This window comes from Trichocoleus sp. DQ-A3, from assembly GCF_039961975.1.
Classification (GTDB): Bacteria; Cyanobacteriota; Cyanobacteriia; order Cyanobacteriales; family FACHB-T130; genus FACHB-T130.
In genome coordinates this window covers 580,077-599,299 of record NZ_JAMPKC010000002.1, presented here as the reverse complement: position 1 = coordinate 599,299, position 19,223 = coordinate 580,077, and the positions used below count along the sequence as shown (strand labels likewise).

Below are 19,223 nucleotides of genomic sequence, written 5' to 3'. Positions count from 1 at the left end.
AATAAAAAACTACTTTATTTTAAATAAGCTCTAGCCAGCGTGCTGTAGCAGCGATCGCTACTACAGCACGCTGAATGGTTTCTTAACTCGCCATTACTTAACTCCTACTTTTTCTGAGTTAAAGAATAGACGGTTCAGTTGTTTGCTAATCGTCACTTCTGCCCCAAATACTCGCGAGTAAACTTTTCCTTGGATATCGTGGGAAGTGATGTTCGCCACTAACTTTGTCTCATTGCTAGAAATGACATCCATCGACACGTAAAATGGTTTACCCAAGGGAATCATTTGGAAATGCTCTCCTTTCTGGCAGCGTAAAGGGAGACTAGCCGCCTGATAAAAATGCCTTACCCAAATTAACATGCACTGAAATTGCACATCTTTGGCGACAAAATCGAATGCCTGTGCCGGAAACTGTCCCCGCTGTTCTTCAGTGATTTGGGGTAAAACACATTCCATCGTCAGGGTTTCTGGCGTAATATTTAAAACTTGTTTGACCCCTTTAAAACTAGGGCCATGAAACAAGGTGCCATCCTGATAAGGCGATAGGAACGCAAACTCTTGACTTTGAGTTGCATCAAATTCATAAGTGGGAGCTTCCGGAATTTCTTTCAGGAGTTTCACCTGCCCGTTGTAATGATAGCGGCGTTTTCCGGGTTCCGCTTCACTCCATATTGTCGCTGCGAGTTCGAGCTGCTCGTTCTGGGATTTATTGACTTCCTTCACTTCCAAGATGTATTCGCTTGCCAATGTTTCATCGAAAACAATGCCTTTTAAGACTTTGAAGTTTTCGCAGCTAAAAAACTTGTAGCCAGGATATAGCTGTTCGCTAACATTGGCAAGCCATACTGAACCACAAACGGTTGGTAATACCGCTTGACCACCAATCGCATGATCTTGCAAAAAGGAATTTGCTTTCAGGTTTAATTTTCGATGAATTTGGTAAGTCCGGAGTTCTGAATCTAGCTCTCCAGACACGACTACCAGAGGACTCCCCACTAAGACTTGTACCGTTTCCCGTTCGCCAAAATCTAGTTCGTCAACTAGCATCTGAGTTCCCACTTCAACGGGAATTACCTCAACCTTGCGTTCGGCAAAAATCTGTTTTAACTCAGGCGTAACCATCCCGCCATCCCAAGGTCCCCAATTAAAGGAAGCTACGTGACATTCGGGATGGAGGCGCTTAAAGTGATGGGCAAATTTATTGAGAATCTCATTGGCGATCGCATAATCCGATTGACCAATATTTCCGTAAAACCCAGCGGCTGAAGCGAACAACACCAAATGCTTGATTTGATTCGGATTGACACAACTCAGCAGATTTTCCAATCCTTTGACTTTGGCAGTATAAACGGCTTCAAAATCCTGTTCGGATTTATTCTCAATTAATTTATCTGCCAAATTGCCAGCGCCATGAAGAATTCCGGAGATCGCTCCGAAACGCTGGACGGCATCTGCTAGTTTTTCCTTTAAAGCGATCGCATCGGTAATGTCGGCGCTGAGATATTCTGCTTTCCCACCCGCTTGCTCAATCGCTTCCAGCGTTTGGGCGATTTCTCGTTGGGCTAAAATCCCCTTCAGTGTCTTTTGGACTTTGATTGGGGTGGGTTTCTCTCCTCGTGCAGTAATATCTGCCATAATCCGCTTTTTCAAATCAAATTCATCAACACAGCCTTTTGCCCATGCTGGCTCCGGATTGATGCTTGAGCGACCGAGGAGGATAAATTTGCATCGGTAGCGTTGCGCTAGCTTGATGACACACTGGGAAGTAATCCCGCGTCCACCGCCGCTGACGAGAAACACCGAGGATGGAGTAATTTGATGTGTTGTGCCGCGAGCGTTCTTCTTAACCCTACACATCTCGGCTACCAGGGTGGTTCTCCCCTGGGAACTGTACCCGACTTCGGTAATCAACCGATTGGGGTCGTGAAGTTCCGCGACAATCGATTGGGCGACAAATTCTTCATCGAAAGCGGGACTCAAATCGATGGCGCGACAAAACACCCGTTCCCATTCCAGGTTGAGGGTTTTCGTCAAGCCGAACAGCCCCCCACCAATGGCGCTAAACTCTGTTTTGCGACTTAAACCGAATTGCCCATCCAGGCGGCTCACGGTGAGGAAACAACTGCGTCCTTGACGTGCTGCTTCATTCAGGGATTTTTTGAGGTGCTTAGCAATCAGAAAAATATGCTTGAGGATGGCTCTTTCCGATTCCTGCCCAAGACTTTCTTGAATTGAGGGATGCAGATGAACGAACGCGCCAATGGAGCCGTAGTTTTGCGCGATCGCCATCAGCTGTTGTTTCAAATGCTCCTCGCTCAAATCTGCCAGCACCACACGGTTAATTCCTCCCGGTAACGGTAGCCGTTGGGCAATAACAGATTCGGGGAAACTTAATACAACCACTTTCCACCCTCGGTCTGAAAGAGACTTGACCAATCTGATACTGGCAGGGCTACCGTCATCGGTCAGCAAACAAATGTGATGGTCGGGCAAGGTGAAATCCAGATAATCTGCCTCACTTAGAGGTTGGAGCCTCGCCCGACCGCGTTGAATCTTGTGCTCAGCTTCAGTTGAAGCTTCATCTGAAGCTTCAACTTGCTGCGATTCTGGGGTTAAGTTTTTTTTTCAGCCACCCGCGATTCCTGGCTCATATATTCAACAATTTGAGCAAGGGTGCGGAGTTCGGCTAGCTGTTCTGGATTCACCGGCGGCAAATCAGGGAATAACTCCTGCATTGCCCCCAAGATTTCCACCCGCTTGATCGAGTCAATCCCCAAATCTGCTTCCATGTCCATCGAAAGCTCTAGCATTTCCGTGGGGTAGCCAGTCTTCTCACTGACTACTTCTAACAGGGATTGGATCAGAGCATTCGCCTTCTCCTGGGAGACAAATCCGTTTTCTGCCTTCGCTGAAACTGCTGCCGCTGGAGCAGAAACCTCGACCTCTGTTGATGGCGCTTTGTTGCCCATATATTCAACAATTTGAGCGAGGGTGCGGAGTTCGGCTAGCTGTTCTGGATTCACCGGCGGCAAATCAGGGAATAACTCCTGCATTGCTCCCAAGATTTCCACCCGCTTGATCGAGTCAATCCCCAAATCCGCTTCCATGTCCATTGAAAGCTCTAGCATTTCCGTGGGGTAGCCAGTTTTCTCACTGACTACTTCTAACAGCGCTTGAATCAGGGGGGTCAAATCCACCGGCGCGATTACGGACGCACTAGGGGTATTTTCGATGAAAGAGGGCGCAACTTCTGTTGGCTCTAATTGAGCGATTTGAGTTAAAACGCTGTTTGTCTCTACTGAGCGAGCCTGGGCTGCCTGCGAACCATTGCTGGAAACGGGTTGGGAAATTACTGGCACCGCTGTAGGGACGGTTTCTGGGGCAGCTAGCCCAGAATGTATCAGCTTCTCGGGTGTCGGTACGACAGTCGTGGCAGTAGGGGAAACAACCGAATACTGTGGTTTGTCAGAGGTTCCTTGTCCGTTTTGTCCTTGCTCAAAGTTCCGAACCGGCGCGATTGACGCCTGACCATTCACAACTGACCCATTCGCACCATTACCCGCCCCCAAAAGAGAATAATGTTGCTGCATGAGCTGGAAAAATCTTTGGGAATATTCCAACTGATTTTTCAGGTATTGTTCGTGAACTTGCTGGCTGGCAGCTTGATGTTCGTGAAAGCGCATCATGTTGCGCTCTAAACTTTCTAGAAGACCCTGATTATTTACAGAAGATTGTTGCATGGGTTGCGCCTCTGATTTGGTTGCGGGTGGAACTGGTATCGGCTCTGGCATTTTGACTTGGGGAATTACGGGTACGGGAATTACGGGTTGAGGGGTAGGGATTGGGGCGATGTGTGGTGTTGGTTTCGGGGCTAAAGATTTCTTCGGCTCCTGTGTCAATTTCCCATTCCTGTTTTCCCTTTCTGGATTTCCCTTGATTTGGTGTCCGTTTTGCAAAGCGTGTTCAAAAGCAGCTTTGGTTTTCTCACTGACATAGTTAGCGCCGTTTAAAGGCACATTCAATCTCTTCTTTTGCTGAGAATTGGATGTTTTTGATTTAACTAGGTAAGGATCGAGGTTATCTAAAGACAAGCCAGCCACGCGCAACTGAACAAAGGCTTCGCACAACTGGCGCTGGCTATCTCCTTTGCTACTGGCATTCAAGGCGATCGCTAAATGGGGTCGATCTTCGAGGATATTCTTCACCAGATTGGTCAGGATATTCCTGGGGCCAATTTCGACAAAGAAATATCCCCCGGCTGCGTAAATATTTTCAACTTCCTGCTTAAAATGCACAGGATTGACAATATGTGCAGCTAAGGTTTGTCCGATGGTATGGGAATTGTCTGGATAAAGATTTCCGGTTGTATTGGAGTATACCGGGATTTTCGGCTGATTAAAAGTAACGCGATCCAGCACCTCTGCAAACCGTTTTTGAGCGTGAGCGACAAACGGTGAATGGAAAGCTGCGGAAACGGGTAGTAAAACAACCGAATACCCAAGCTGCTCCAATTTCTGCTGGACTTTGGCGATTTCTCCCTTCGCCCCCGCTAATACCACCTGATTGTTAGAGTTCCAGTTGGCAATGGTGATTTTGGGGAAATTCTCGACAACTTCTTTGACTTTATAAATATCCCCTTTCACCGCCAGCATCATGCCGGTATCAACTTTTGGATCGTCGGGGAATGCCATCGCTTGACCTCTGGCTTTGACGAGGAAAAAGTAATCTTCGTCATTCAGAACGCCCGCCGCCCATAGTGCTGTCAGTTCCCCGAAGCTGTGCCCTGCCACATAATCAGGCTTGAACCCTGCCTCTTCTATAATCTTGTAGAGACCAAAACTCAAGGCACCAATTGCGGGTTGGGCATTTTCGGTCTGTTGTAATGCCGCAATTTGGGCATCCTTTTGGGCGTTGTCAAAAACAGGACACGGGAAAACGACTTGGGAAATGGGTGGCAACCCATTCTTGCCCAGGTATTTGTCCATATCGCTGTAAGCTTGGCGAAGCTGAGGGAAGTTAAGGACAAGTTCCTTACCCATCTCCAAATACTGCGAACCTTGCCCCGAAAACAGCGCCACTACCTTCCCTTGGGGGTTCAGGCTAGTTTTGCGGTAATAGATTCCTTTAGGATGCTCCCACGATTGGGCTTGCTGTTTGTTTTTGAGTAAGTCAATCGTAATCTGCAATAATTCACGGGCTTCTGCGGCAGAGGTGGCGACAAATCCCACTCTGGCTGAGGCAACGGGAATTTTTAAACTCGCAGCGCTGACAAGTTCTGTGTAATGTTGTGTGCCGCGATCGCTTGCTAATTGCGACTCTAGGGTTTCACACTTCGCCAATAATTCTCCTACTGTTGGAGCATCCAGCAGAATGGTCGCTGGCGTACTGTGTAAACGATAAGCCTGTTGATGTTCCCTTTGATATTCTTCGAGGACGACATGATAATTCGTGCCTCCAAAGCCAAACGCACTGACCCCTGCTCTTCTTGGCGTTTCATCATCAATGCCAAGCCAGGGTCTGGTTTCGGTATTCAAATAGAAGGGTGAGTCTTCTATTTTAAGTTTAGGGTTGGGTTGGGTGACATTAATCGTCGGGGGTAATATCTTGTGGTGCAAAGCCAAAGCCGTTTTGATCAGGCTGGCTGCACCTGCTGTTGCTTTGGTATGTCCAATCTGAGACTTAACGCTCCCCAAGGCAATATGTTGTTTTTGGGAGTTGTTTTGGCTAAAAACTTCATTTAAGCCTGCAAACTCTGTCGGATCGCCAGCGACGGTTCCTGTACCATGAGCTTCAATCAGACCGACTGTTGAGGGTGCAAATCCAGCATCTTCATAAGCTCGACGCAACGCTACGGCTTGCCCTTCCGAACGAGGAGCATAAATGCTCTTAGATTTGCCATCGCTGGAGGTGCCCATTCCCTTGATGACGGCATAAATGCGATCGCCATCTCGTTCGGCATCTTCAAGCCGCTTGAGAACCATCATTCCCATGCCTTCACCCAACAGCATCCCGTCGGAATTTATATCGAAGGGACGGGAATTCCCTTCTTTAGAAAAGGCAGGCGTTTTACTAAAGCACATATACATGAAGATCGAATTGTCGGCATCCACACCGCCCGCGATCATCATGTCGCTACGATACTCGGTCAATTCACTCAAAGCCATCCGCAGGGCGCTTAATGACCCGGCACAGGCTGCATCTACAACACAGTTAATTCCTCCTAAATCTAGGCGGTTGGCAATTCGTCCGGCAATCACGTTCCCCAACATGCCCGGAAAAGAATTTTCCTCCCAGCCGATATAGGCAAGTTTTATCTTCTCAATAATCTTTTGGGTATCTTCGTCAGATACACCACTGTTTTTAAGAACCTTCTCCCAAACGGGATATTGCAAACGGGCAGTTAGCGGCGTAATTAGTTTCTGCCCGCCCCCTACGCCCAGAATGACGCCTGTGCCTTTCCGATTAAAATCTCTGGATTCACCGTAACCAGCGTCTTCCATTGCCTGTTTGGCAACTACCAACGAGAGCATTTGGGCGACATCTGTCACCTCTAGAATATTGGGAGGCAGCCCAAATTCCATCGGATCAAAATCAATATCCGGGATGAATCCGCCTCGTTTGCAATAAGTCTTATCCGGTGCCTTGGGATCTGGATCGTAGTAGTCCTCAATCCGCCAGCGTGAGGGAGGAACATCAGAGATACAATCGGTTTTTGTAATGATATTTTCCCAATACTCTTCTAGAGTCCTGGCTTGCGGAAAAATGCAACCCATTCCGATAATCGCCACTGGTGTTTGTTGCAGTTGCCGCTTAATTTTGTTGTTTATCAATGATTTATCAGACTTCATTCCTCAACCTGACGCTAGTGACGTTCCTGGTTCAAAGGGTTATGATACCAAGTTATTCCGCTTTAGTGTAGTTGTATATCCACTCAATTTAAACCTGTGGAAGTTTGCTGTTTATTTTCACACGAGTGGGTACACCCAGCTTTATATTCTCAGCTTGGGCGAAAGCTTTGTAGGCTGCACGGAGATAGGCAAAATCAGGAATTTAAATAATAGCAATTTCAGTCCCTTGAAGCAAGTTAACTATTTTAACAAATTTTCTTATGGTTGAAATTTTATGGTATAATAAACAGTTTTTTTGAGATTCCCTACCCAGCCTTGGGTACAGGGTATAAAGCTAAGGGATCGTGGTTAAAAAAATTTTTAGGGGTTAAAACCCAGGCACAGTAAAACTTAGAGTATTTAAAATTGGTAATTTAGAATCGCAAGTACGCTGAAACTACAGGTTTCAATTTTTTGCAATTTAAATTTGATTCAATTTGAAAAGGTAAAAGAGTGTATTTATTTTAGTTTTGATTTTAGAATTTATAAAAAAATAGGTAAGTTTCTCTTGTCCAACTTTTTATTAAAACAACGGTTAAAACAACAAAAATACTTTTTAAATTTATTAAGCGTTGTAGTAAAAATAAGGTCTGCTATCACTTTAAATTTAGCTATATTTATTGTTATGTATGAAGAAAACCTTTAAATAAATGTGATGCTATTAACTACTGATGCCAACCAAAGTATGCTTACACATAGCTATTTTATTTCCAGCTATGTGTAAGGGCAACTACCAAAGTGTTGAGATGCCGCTGTTCTTTGTGAATGGTTTTGCTGTAGTTTAAAATATATCTCCAATAGAAGGCAATTCAAGTTGAGGGATTGGGGGACTGACTTGGCGTTTATTTTTTAGTTAAAACTTAATAATGATTGCGTACACGCCAGACCCTTAAACCACAAGCAAACAACGTATTTCAATTAGGCGCTTTGTAAATCAAGAAACTAAGCCACAGGTATAGCTACGCATTCTTACTGAATTACTCCGCGCCAAGCTCGCCAAATTTTGGCGACCACCAGTTACCTTTTTTACTCTCAAAGAAGGCTACCTCTTTGCATTTATTTTGTTTGGTTTTCGGGTTAGAGCAACGCAACATCACCTTATCTTGACCATTTTTGGTGTATTTGTAACGCTCTAGGGAAGAGCCACAAATCGGACAAGAATGCTGAGAAGGCTTGTCAGAACGCGGCGGATTTTTCCGCTTAGCGTCAGGCAATTCATACTCTAGCGTGGATACGTTAAAAAACATTACAGCACCGCAGCCATTATTGCGCTCATCACAGCTCAAAAAATGGTCTGTTTGAAGTTTTTTAGACTTCGAGTAAACCCTCGTCATTGGATGTTTGCATTTCGGACACCGAATATTAGTAAGTTCAGACCGAGTCTCCGTGCTAGTATCGGTGCGAGTATCCGGGGGTTCACAAACAGGTGGAGTGACCTTAACTCGGCTTGGATTCGTTACAGTCGGCATAGAAACGGGAATTTTTGCCCCGGCTTTCTTGAGTGCTGGGGCAAAATAGTCGCGGTTCCAGCTAGTCAAATACTTTTGCCAGTCCAGCTTACCGTGAGCGATCGCATCCAATTCCCGCTCCATCTTTGCCGTGAAATCTGCACGAATCAGCTCAGGCAACACCCGACCCAAAAACTCATCAACTTCCATCCCTAGCTGGGTCGGAACGAGCAACGCCTTCTTCAGAACCACATACTCCCGCTCTTTCAAAGTCTTTACCATCGGAGCATAGGTGCTAGGACGCCCAATCCCCTGTTTCTCCATCACCTGAATCAACTTAGACTCAGAATAGCGGGGTGGTGGCATTGTCTGCTTCTGATCGGCACCCGCTTGGGTACAGGTAAGCGATTGCCCCTCTTTCAGCGTCGGCAACACTTGGTCTGAGCCAATGTCCCGCCAGTAGCGCAGATAGCCCTCAAACTGTAGCACCTGACCCAAAGCTTGCCAAGTAACGCTACCAGATTTCGTGACAATTTTCGTCTTCAGGAGTCGCGCTGGTTGACAGAGAGAAGCGATCGCGCGTCGCCATATCAAATCATACAATCCAGCTTCTTCGGGTGTTAACTCTGCTTTAATGACGGATGGTAGCCGGGTAATCTCTGTCGGTCGAATTGCCTCGTGCGCCTCCTGGGACAGCGCTGCACTTTTACGAACAGTCGTCTTTTGGGGGACATTCTCTGGGTCATTTTGCTCCAGATACTTCCGCACCGAAGCGCAAAACTCCTCAGATAAAGTTGGGCTATCTGTACGCATATAGGTGATGTATCCTTGTTCGTACAGCTTTTGCGCCACTTGCATTGTTTTCTCTGGATTCAGCTTTAGACGCGCTCCTGCTGCTTGCTGAAGGGAACTGGTAGTAAATGCGGCGGGTGGTTTTTTGAAACTCACTTTACCTTGGGTGCTGACTACCTGATGCGGATGACTCTTCGCCATCGCTACCAGTTGATCCGCTTGAGTTTGTGTTGTCACTCTGGTTCCTTCAGCAGCTTTTTTGCTGTCAGGAGACTCAGAATCATCGGTTTCCTCTACTTCAGGCTCATCGGAACGATTCACTTGTCCGGCATAAAAGGCTCGAAACCCCTCGGCGTAGTCAACGTAAACAGACCAGTAATCTTCAGGGACAAAGGCTGTAATTGCTCTCTCGCGATCGCATAATAGGTGCAAGGTTGCGCTTTGAACCCGACCGACTGACTTGGCTCCGTTTTTGAGCGACCAAACCAGAGGGGAGCCTCTGAAGCCAACTAGCTTGTCGAGACACGTCCTCAGAAGAGCTGCATCTACTAAGTTCTGGTCGAGGGGACGGGGTTTGCTCACTGCTTTTTTAATCGCAGTTTCTGTAATTTCGCTCGTCACTACTCGCCGGGGATTTTTTACCTTGAGTTCTCGTGCCAGATGCCAAGAAATGACCTCACCTTCCCGGTCTGGGTCTGTCGCAAATATGACTTCGGTTGCTGATTTGACGGCTTGTTTTAATTCTGTGAGAACCTTTTTGCCTCGGTCGCCACGGGGGACAAATCGACAAGTAACGCGATCGCCTGATAGGTCAAATCCCAGTGCATCTTCCCCGTCTTTAGCCAGCTCAACGACGTGACCCATGCTTGCCATCACTCGGTAGCCAGAACCAAGGCTTTTCTGCCATTTCTGCCGTTTGCCAGGACTTTCAATTAAAACAAGTTTCATACTCTGTCCTCCAAAAATTTTTAATTCTTGCTTTAAGAAGGATGACTTAGCTAGGCATTTTAGGGTATAAGCTACTTGCTGCATGAACTCAGGTAAATGACATCACCTCCCCCCGATCCACGTTCCTCTCGGCTTGGCTTTGATGAGTTGATTGGCATTGTTGTTGCCTTCGGCGTGATTGGCACGATTTTCTTCTGGTCAATTGGTAGAAGGGAGCCAGGGTTGAATTTGACCGGATTGCCGACTCCTGACGCCACGGCGAGTCCAAAGCCAGCAGCGCCGCTACCAACGGTGATACCCGGAGAATCGCCCACCCAGCAAACGGTTCCGGCACCTTCTGCTTCACCGAGCGACCCAAACTCAACGCTACTCATACCCGACGATCCAAACACGGTATCGAGAAGCGTCCCGATTCCCGTACCCGTACCCGCGCCTTCTGCCCCAGCGCCCTCAGTCGCTCCCGCAGCACCACCCGCGCCTTCCGCCCCAGCGGCGGTTGTTCCCGTACCAGCCCCCACAGCTTCTGCACCAGCTAAACCGATCGACTTTTCCGACGTTCCGGATAATTACTGGGCGCGTCCTTACATTCAAGCGCTGGTTGAGCGCAACATCCTCGCGGGTTTCACCGATGGCACTTTTCGCCCCGATCAACCGATCACGAGAGCGGAATTTACGGCTCCGTTGCGGAAAGCTTTTGGTCAAAAACCGGCTCAGAATGCTCTGAATTTTAAAGATGTCCCCTCTGGGTACTGGGCTGAAGCTGGAATCAAGCAAGCTGTGGCAACGGGTTTTTTGAAAGGATATCCGGGAAATCGGTTTCTCCCAAACCAAGAAATTCCGAGAGCGCAAGTTTTGGTTGCGCTTGCTAGCGGCTTAGGGCTGAAACCACCGTCCAATCCGGCTCAAGCTTTGCAGACTTATCAAGACGCTAAGGAGATTCCTAAGTACGCGACCCAAGGTGTCGCAGCGTCTACAGCAGCCGGTCTTGTGATTAACTATCCGAATCAAAACTTGCTCAAACCGAATCAAGCGGCGACTCGTGCTGAGGTGGCTGCTGCAATTTATCAAGCTCTCGTACAAGCCGGACAAGCACAACCAATTTCCTCTCCAGCCGTTGTGCAGCCACAATGAGGGAACCATCGTAGGGGCATGGCATTGTTCGTTTGAGCGAAGCGTTTGGCGACACGCATCAAATTCGGTTTTGGAAGTTGCGATCGCCTTTATACCCGGATAGCTCGGCGAGTTCTTCTAAAGAAAGCAGACCTGAGTAACGCCGCCCCTTAATTTCCCAAGTGGGAAAGCCTTTGATCTTTGCCTTTGTGCAGAGGTCTGGACGCGGATTTTTACCGCCCGCATCGCACTCAATGTAGTTTATATAGCCAAGCGCCTCTTTTGGAAACAGTTCTTTCTGTTTTGTGCAGAAAGGGCACCAATATGCACCGTAAAATTTGGCTTTGGTGCGTTTCAAGTGACGTGCTAAACCCACTTCTGCTGTAGTAGCGGCGCGATTCGAGGATTTGGTTGGCTGGAGTGCTGATTCTGTATATGGATCGGATGAACAGCCAGCGATTAATGCCAGTAGAGCGATCGCAGTAGTGCGGATGATAACCGCGCTAAGGTCAAATCTTTGAACTTGCATAGCTCTCAGTTGGGTAGATGTTCGGCAATCAGCAAAGTTTACCTTTTGTTTTCATACCATTTTGCTTTACTGTTGCCCAATCTAAATTTCTGAACTATCGATAAATAGAGACGCAATAAATCGCGTCTCTACAATCTAAACTCAAAATCTTAACTCAAAAAACTCCTCAGCCTTAGCGACCATCAACTGACCAGTGGGGCGGGTCATTTGCTAGCTTAAATACGCCATAAGATGCACCCACACTATAGAGAGCCGTATTGTTGGCACCATTCGTGGGAGCGCCAATATTCACCAGGGTGCCATCTCTCTTTTTTATTTTTAGAATTCCTTCCCAGGTAATGTTCCAATCGATGGCTAGCCTTTCAGTATGGCGAGATCTTAGAGCCACCGGATTCCCCCCAATCCCGAATTCATCTACCATCAGTTGTGCAGCTTGCACAGCTACAGCGTTCGTATAATGTACCCATTCAATGTCAACTCCCGCCATATTTGGTACATTTTCTGCTCTGATTTCTCCTCGACTAATCCGAGCCGAATAGTGCATCATATAAGCTCTTTGTGGAGGTCGATAGGTAGCGGCAATAATGGTTTGGGCACCCGCATCAATTAAAGCTTTTTGAAAAGCTGCTACCTTTTCTCGGAAAGGCGAAGCTAAATCAGAAATCGAGCGGCTAGTCGGAAAGTTGTCATACCAATGCGGACCACTCAAGCGAAATCGAATTCTTTTGGCATAGGCGTTGAGGATATCCATTGCTGGGATAAAATCTGCGCCTAATTTCTGCTTAGTCGTTGCAGAAAGTAGATTTTCCAATTCATCACGCAAGCGCACATCTCTTTGGAGATAAGCTTGGGCTAACCCTTGGCTACTTCTAGCTCCAAAGTCTCCATCTACGGTTAAGTCGGGAACCAATATAGTATTCAAAGACTTTTGTAAATCTTTAACCTCTGCCTCGCCAAAGCGCAGATAAGCAAGCAACATTGCTGCCGTAAGATTGGGAACTTTATAAAGAAAACCGTCGCTCAAAGCTTTGGTGTAGGTGGTATTATCCACAACTCCATTAACCGGCAAGTTATTCCTTTGCTGATAACTACGGGTAGCTGTATCGCTAATCTTGCCAAAGTCTCCATCAACGGTTCCTATCGGATAACCAGCCTCTTTTAAAAAGCTTTGCCAAGCACTGACTGCTGCTCCATTAGAGCCCATTTTGAGTGTAGGTAATTTCAGCGCACTGATATTAAAAGCCATAGATTCCACCTGAATTCAGTATTGCTAACTTTTCTGTTAACTAGCCAAGAAAAAGCCATCGAGCAAGTCTAGCTTTTGTGCTATTTTAACGCTACAAAAGAACGCAGCAGATGAGAGTTACACTGCTTGTGCGATACACTTGCATTTTATAACTTAATGCTTAATAAGTTTCGATAATATAACTTTAGTTATTATTTCCATCTTCTGTCTATTTTCTTATTTAATTCTAATAATTACATTTTGGAAAATACATTATGCCTAAAATCAATCCTCCAACTTATGATAATTAATAGTTAATTAATTATCTGGCTTTTTTATGAAATTAAATTTTCTTGAACTTGAGGTGGCTTTTATAGTAAAACCTCTACCTAATCTTCTGTCCAGTTTTCAAATAAAAGATTTAAATATTGTTACAAATTGCTACAATATTTAATTGAATCTTATCGTCTTAGAGATTCTACCGGCTAATTTGAAACCGCTGCTGATTTAACACAAATTCCGGATTTTATCTCATCGGTTGTGGAGCATCTGGTAACGAATGTTCGCTTTTTTTAATAAGGAGACTTTATGGCAGACTCTGGAAATCGAATGCGCGATCGCACGCCAGACGATGTAATTATTCAGGCACAGGCGCGAAAACCCATTACAGATCCCAGTCTGGGCATTGCCGTTGAAGTGAGTAGACAAGGAACTCCTAAGCATCGGCTAGTCACGATTGGGGACTCTCTCTCTCACGGCTTTCAAAGTGGGGCAATCTTTAATACTAGCCTCTCCTATCCGATGATGATTGCCAAGGAAATGGGCTGGTCTAACCAGATGCGTTATCCCACCTACGACGGCCCAGGAGATGGATTTCCGCTGAACCTAGAACATCTGGCTCGACAACTCGATCGGGAGTTTGGTGATATCAACTGGTTGGATTTCGCTCCAGCGCTGTTGTTTATACGCCACTACATGGACGATATAGAGGATTATTGGGAACGTGACGCAGGCTCCCGCTTCCCAATTCAACGAGGGATTAATCACAACCTGGCGGTCTATGGTTGGGATTTGCGGAATACCCTGTCGCGTACTGCGGACATTTGCCTAGACATCATTCGGAAAAATCCGCCCAAAGACGATTATCTCCGGCAGGTTGTTGAGTACCATAACGAACGCGCTGCTATCCGAGTTTTGAATTCGGCGCGGGATGCACAAGGCAACGCGCTGACACCACTGCAAGCGGCGGCAGCACTGGGCGCTGAGGGGACGCAAGAAAGCGATGGTAACGGCATTGAAACGCTGCTTGTTATCATCGGTGGCAACAATGCGCTGGGTAGTATTCTGACATTTAAGGCAGCTTGGACTGCTGAAGGTTATGACGATATGGCGGTCAACGATCGCTATACTGTCTGGCGTCCGATTCACTTTAAGGCTGAACTGGACAAGCTGGTTGAGGAAGTTAAGCAAATCCGTGCTCGCCATGTAATCTTGGCAACGGTTCCTCACATCACCATCCTTCCTTTTGCCCGTGGTATCAATAAAGACAATGAAGGGAAAAAAGCTAAGCCGGGATCTCGATACTTCCCTTACTACTCCTTGCCTTGGCTTACCGAAGAAGACTTCGATCCCAATAAGCATCCCTACTTGCTAGAGGAAGAAGCACGAGCCATTGATAGTGCCATTGACCAGTACAACGACTCTATAACCGAGGCGGTGCTTCAGGCTCGACAGGAAGGTAGAGATTGGTATCTGTTTGAAATGGCTGGCTTGTTGGATCGCTTGGCATCCAGGCGCTATATTCAAGACCCCGAAGCCAGACCGACTTGGTGGGATGAAGTGGGTGGTCAGTACGAGTTGCCACCTGAGCTTCAGGCACTTTCACCTGTACCAGATTCCCGCTTTTTTAAATCTGATGCAACAGGTCGCACTCAAGGCGGCTTATTCTCTTTGGATGGTCTTCATCCCACTACCATTGGCTATGGCATCATGGCGCAGGAGTTGATTGAGATTATGCACAAGAAGGCGGGGGTCAAGTTTTATGAAAGCGATGGGAAAACCGAGCGGACTGGTGACATCAAAGTTGATTTTAATCGCTTGATTGCCTTAGATACGCTGATTTCTAACCCACCGCGATCGCTCTCTAATGCTCAGAGTTTAATCGGTTTGATTGATAAGAACTTTAATATCTTCAGCGGGATGCTCAGGGCGAGTTACTAAAAGCAATCTGAGGTCGGGGTGGGCTTAGGCATCCCATCCCCAAGGTTCCTGCTTAAGATCGAAAGTAGGAACCTTTAATCTCTCTGGGCATGAAACGCATTGTTCTAATTGCTGGGTTTGAATCATTCAACGCTGACTTGTACCGGAAGGCAGCTCATTTGGCTCAGGCTAGGTGTCCGGAGTTGGATATTCGGGTGTTTAGCGATCGCGCCCTCACGACGGAACCAGACGCCGTAGAAGCCGCACTCCAAGGGGCAGATGTCTTTTTTGGCAGTCTGCTATTTGATTACGACCAAGTCATGTGGTTGCGCCAAAGGGTGCAAAATATTCCGATTCGCCTCGTTTTCGAGTCAGCCTTGGAATTGATGAGCCTCACTCAGATAGGCGCGTTCAAAATTGGCGACAAACCCAAGGGGATGCCCAAGCCAGTTAAATTTATTCTCGACAAATTCAGCAACGGGCGAGAAGAAGACAAACTTGCCGGTTATATTAGCTTTTTAAAAGTTGGGCCAAAATTATTAAAATTTGTGCCAGTGCAAAAAGTGCAAGACTTACGCAACTGGCTAATTATTTACGGTTATTGGAACGCTGGTGGAACAGAAAATGTCGCGTCCATGTTCTGGGCGCTGGCAGAGAAATATTTGCAGTTAAAGGTAGGAGAAATTCCGCCGCCAGTTGAAACTCCAAATATGGGATTACTGCATCCCGATTATCAAGGCTTTTTTGAATCTCCAAGGGCGTATTTGGAATGGTATCGACAGCTTCGCAAAGGAGAAGATAAAAACAAAGAGAATTCACCAATTTCCAATTCCCAATTTCCAATTCCCAATTCCCAATCCCCAGTTGTCGGCATTCTGCTTTATCGCAAGCACGTAATCACCACACAGCCTTACATTTCCCAATTAATTCGCCACTTTGAGAAAGCTGGGTTGATACCTTTGCCAATCTTTATCAACGGCGTCGAAGGTCATGTGGCGGTGCGGGATTGGATGACCACAGACTACGAAATGCAACAGCGACAACTCGGTAATCTTGAAACTTCATCTCTGTCCGAAGATGCGGTTCTAGTAGATGCAATTGTCTCTACGATTGGCTTTCCTCTGGTCGGTGGCCCTGCGGGGTCAATGGAAGCAGGGCGACAAGTGGAAGTAGCAAAACGCATTCTAACTGCCAAGAATGTACCCTATATCGTCGCTGCACCGCTACTAATTCAAGATATCCATTCTTGGACGCGGCAGGGTGTGGGCGGGTTACAAAGTGTTGTTTTATATGCTTTGCCAGAACTGGATGGGGCAATCGATCCTGTTCCCCTCGGTGGATTAGTAGGAGAAGATATTTATCTGATTCCAGAACGAGTTCAACGTTTAACTGGAAGGTTGAAAAAATGGATTTCCCTGCGACAAAAGCCAACGGCTGAACGTAAAATTGCCGTAATTTTATATGGTTTTCCGCCTGGATATGGGGCGACGGGGACAGCGGCTTTATTGAATGTACCTCGAAGTCTTATTAAATTCCTTCACGCCCTTAAAGACCAAGGCTACAACGTCGGAAAATTACCGGAAGATGGGGAAGAATTAATTCGCCTGGTGAAAGAAGCGGATGAGAACCCCACCCCAACCCTCCTCGTGAACGGGGAGGGGGCAAGATCATTCACCTCCGTTGACGGCGGAGTTCAGGGAAGTACAAGCGTTAACGCTAAAACCTTAGAAAATTGGCTGGGATATTTGCTAACGACTCGCATCGAAAAACAGTGGAAATCCCTCACTGGAACTGGCATCAAAACTTATGGAGATGAATTTCAAATTGGAGGGATACAACTAGGAAATATTTGGATAGGCGTACAGCCACCCTTGGGAATTTCCGGCGACCCGATGCGGCTAATCTTTGAGCGCGATTTAACACCTCATCCTCAGTACGCCGCCTTCTATAAGTGGTTGCAAAACGACTTTCAAGCTGATGCTGTCGTTCACTTCGGAATGCACGGAACGGTTGAATGGTTGCCCGGATCTCCGCTCGGTAATACGGGCTATTCTTGGTCTGATATTCTGCTAGGAAATATCCCCAATCTATATATCTATGCGGCGAACAATCCTTCTGAATCAATGTTGGCAAAGCGTCGCGGCTACGGGGTGCTGATTTCCCATAATGTGCCGCCTTATGGTCGTGCTGGATTGTACAAAGAATTGGTGTCGCTGCGCGATTTAATCGCGGAGTATCGGGAAGACTCGCAAAAAAATTACGCCCTCAAGGAAGCGATTTGTAAAAAGATTGTAGATACGGGTTTGGATGCAGATTGTCCTTTTGAGGATGCTAAACGCTTGGGTATTGACTTCTCTCCTGAGAATGCCAGACTGTTCAGTGCAGATGTTTTTAATTCTTATTTAGTAAAACTGTATGAATATCTGCAAGTTCTAGAAAATCGTCTTTTCTCATCTGGTTTGCATACGCTGGGGGAACCACCAACTCCAGAAGGGCTAATTAGCTATTTAGATGCTTACTTTGAATTGCCAAAAGACATTATTGAAGCAGTTGCTAAAGGCGAAGACAAACAGGCAGCATTGTCAGCACACTGGGAATATTTAACCAAAACTGATCCATATGTTAGATTTCGCATCAATCCTAATTTTCCAGATTTAATAGATGAAGCAATAAAAATTCGCGATTTATTGCAACAAAACAGCGACGAACTTACTAATCTGTTGCGGGGACTTAATGGTGAATATATTCCGCCTGCACCGGGTGGTGATTTGTTGCGGGATGGTGCTGGTGTGTTGCCAACGGGTAGGAATATTCACGCTTTAGATCCCTATCGGATGCCTTCACCAGCCGCTTACGAAAGGGGTCGAGAAGTTGCTAGAAAGATTATGGATCAGCATTTTAAGGAACAGGGTTCTTATCCGGAAACTGTGGCGGTAATGTTATGGGGATTGGATGCCATTAAAACAAAGGGCGAATCTCTGGGAATTTTACTGGAATTAGTAGGTGCTGAACCTGTTAAGGAAGGTACGGGAAGAATTGTCCGTTATGAATTGAAACCAATCGCAGAAGTCGGTCATCCGCGTATTGATGTGTTGGGGAATCTTTCAGGAATTTTTCGCGATACCTTTATCAACATTATTGAATTATTGGATGATTTGTTTCAACGTGCCGCTGATGCTGAGGAACCGGAAGACCAAAATTTTATCCGCAAACACGCTTTAGCGTTGAAATCTCAAGGTATAGACAATCCCTCAGCGCGATTATTTTCTAACCCCGCCGGTGATTTTGGTTCGTTAGTGAACGATCGCGTAACCGATGGTAACTGGGAATCTGGCGATGAATTGGGCGATACTTGGCGCGATCGCAATGTCTTCAGCTACGGTAGAAAAGACAAAGGACAAGCTAGACCGGAAGTGCTGACGCAGTTGTTGCAAACAAGCGATCGCATTGTCCAAGAAATCGACTCGGTTGAATATGGTCTTACCGATATTCAAGAATATTACGCCAACACTGGCGGCTTGAAAAAAGCCGCAGAAAAACAACGTGGTAAAAAAGTTAGCGCCAGCTTCGTCGAAAGCTTCTCTAAAGACACCACTCCCCGCAACTTAGACGATTTACTTCGTATGGAGTATCGTACCAAATTGCTGAACCCCAAATGGGCAGAAGCAATGGCGAATCAAGGTTCCGGTGGTGCTTATGAAATCTCCCAACGTATGACAGCGTTAATTGGTTGGGGAGGGACTGTTGATTTTACCGATGATTGGGTTTACGAACAAGCAGCAGATACCTATGCTTTAGATGCAGAAATGGCGAAAAAATTGCGAGAAGCAAATCCCGAAGCTTTCCGCAATATTGTCGCCAGAATGATCGAAGCAAATGGGCGGGGTTTCTGGCAACCAGATGAGGAAAAATTACAGAAGCTACGTGAATTGTATGAGCTATCGGAGGCGGAAATTGAAGGCGTTACTGTTGATTAATCATAAATAATATGCTAGGGATATATAGAAATTCTTGATTCGGTGCGATACATCTGTAGGGACAAGGCGATACCATGTCCCTACCAAGGTCGATCGAACGTCAGAATC

At 46.4% G+C, this 19,223-nt stretch carries 8 protein-coding genes; 3 read left to right on the top strand and 5 right to left on the bottom strand.

Annotation, left to right across the window (positions count from 1 at the left end; translation table 11 throughout):
• Window positions 1-93: 93 nt before the first annotated feature.
• The 3 genes from NDI44_RS05875 to topA all read right to left on the bottom strand — a co-directional run bounded on the left by NDI44_RS05875 (window position 94) and on the right by topA (window position 10,075).
• Window positions 94-2,493: an SDR family NAD(P)-dependent oxidoreductase gene (locus NDI44_RS05875; RefSeq protein ID WP_199304836.1), complete on the bottom strand. Its 2,400-nt coding sequence runs from the start codon at window positions 2,491-2,493 to the stop codon at window positions 94-96.
• 119 nt (window positions 2,494-2,612) lie between these two features.
• Window positions 2,613-6,848 (bottom strand): type I polyketide synthase, encoded by a 4,236-nt coding sequence (locus NDI44_RS05870; protein ID WP_199304835.1) that lies wholly within the window; start codon window positions 6,846-6,848, stop codon window positions 2,613-2,615.
• A 1,016-nt stretch (window positions 6,849-7,864) separates the two neighbouring features.
• On the bottom strand, window positions 7,865-10,075 hold the full coding sequence (gene topA, locus NDI44_RS05865) for a type I DNA topoisomerase (RefSeq protein ID WP_190412770.1): 2,211 nt from the start codon (window positions 10,073-10,075) through the stop codon (window positions 7,865-7,867).
• A gap of 96 nt (window positions 10,076-10,171) precedes the next feature.
• On the opposite strand from topA, the gene NDI44_RS05860 reads away from it, so the two are divergent.
• A complete protein-coding gene (locus tag NDI44_RS05860; RefSeq protein WP_190412769.1) occupies window positions 10,172-11,206 on the top strand; it encodes an S-layer homology domain-containing protein in 1,035 nt (344 codons plus the stop codon).
• 58 nt (window positions 11,207-11,264) lie between these two features.
• On the opposite strand, the gene NDI44_RS05855 is transcribed toward NDI44_RS05860, so the two are convergent.
• Window positions 11,265-11,714 carry a hypothetical protein gene (locus tag NDI44_RS05855; protein WP_190412768.1) on the bottom strand — a complete coding sequence of 150 codons (450 nt, stop codon included), beginning with the start codon at window positions 11,712-11,714 and terminating at the stop codon, window positions 11,265-11,267.
• Window positions 11,715-11,886: 172 nt separating this feature from the next.
• Complete coding sequence (locus tag NDI44_RS05850) at window positions 11,887-12,960, bottom strand: peptidoglycan-binding protein (RefSeq protein ID WP_190412767.1); 1,074 nt, start codon at window positions 12,958-12,960, stop codon at window positions 11,887-11,889.
• 567 nt (window positions 12,961-13,527) lie between these two features.
• On the opposite strand from NDI44_RS05850, the gene NDI44_RS05845 reads away from it, so the two are divergent.
• Both NDI44_RS05845 and bchH read left to right on the top strand, forming a co-directional pair.
• Window positions 13,528-15,159, top strand: coding sequence for a hypothetical protein (locus NDI44_RS05845; RefSeq protein WP_190412766.1), 1,632 nt, complete (start codon window positions 13,528-13,530; stop codon window positions 15,157-15,159).
• Between the two features lie 89 nt (window positions 15,160-15,248).
• The gene (gene bchH, locus NDI44_RS05840) at window positions 15,249-19,115 is read left to right on the top strand and encodes a magnesium chelatase subunit H (protein ID WP_190412765.1); all 3,867 of its coding nucleotides are present in this window, start codon (window positions 15,249-15,251) and stop codon (window positions 19,113-19,115) included.
• The last annotated feature ends 108 nt before the right edge of the window (window positions 19,116-19,223 follow it).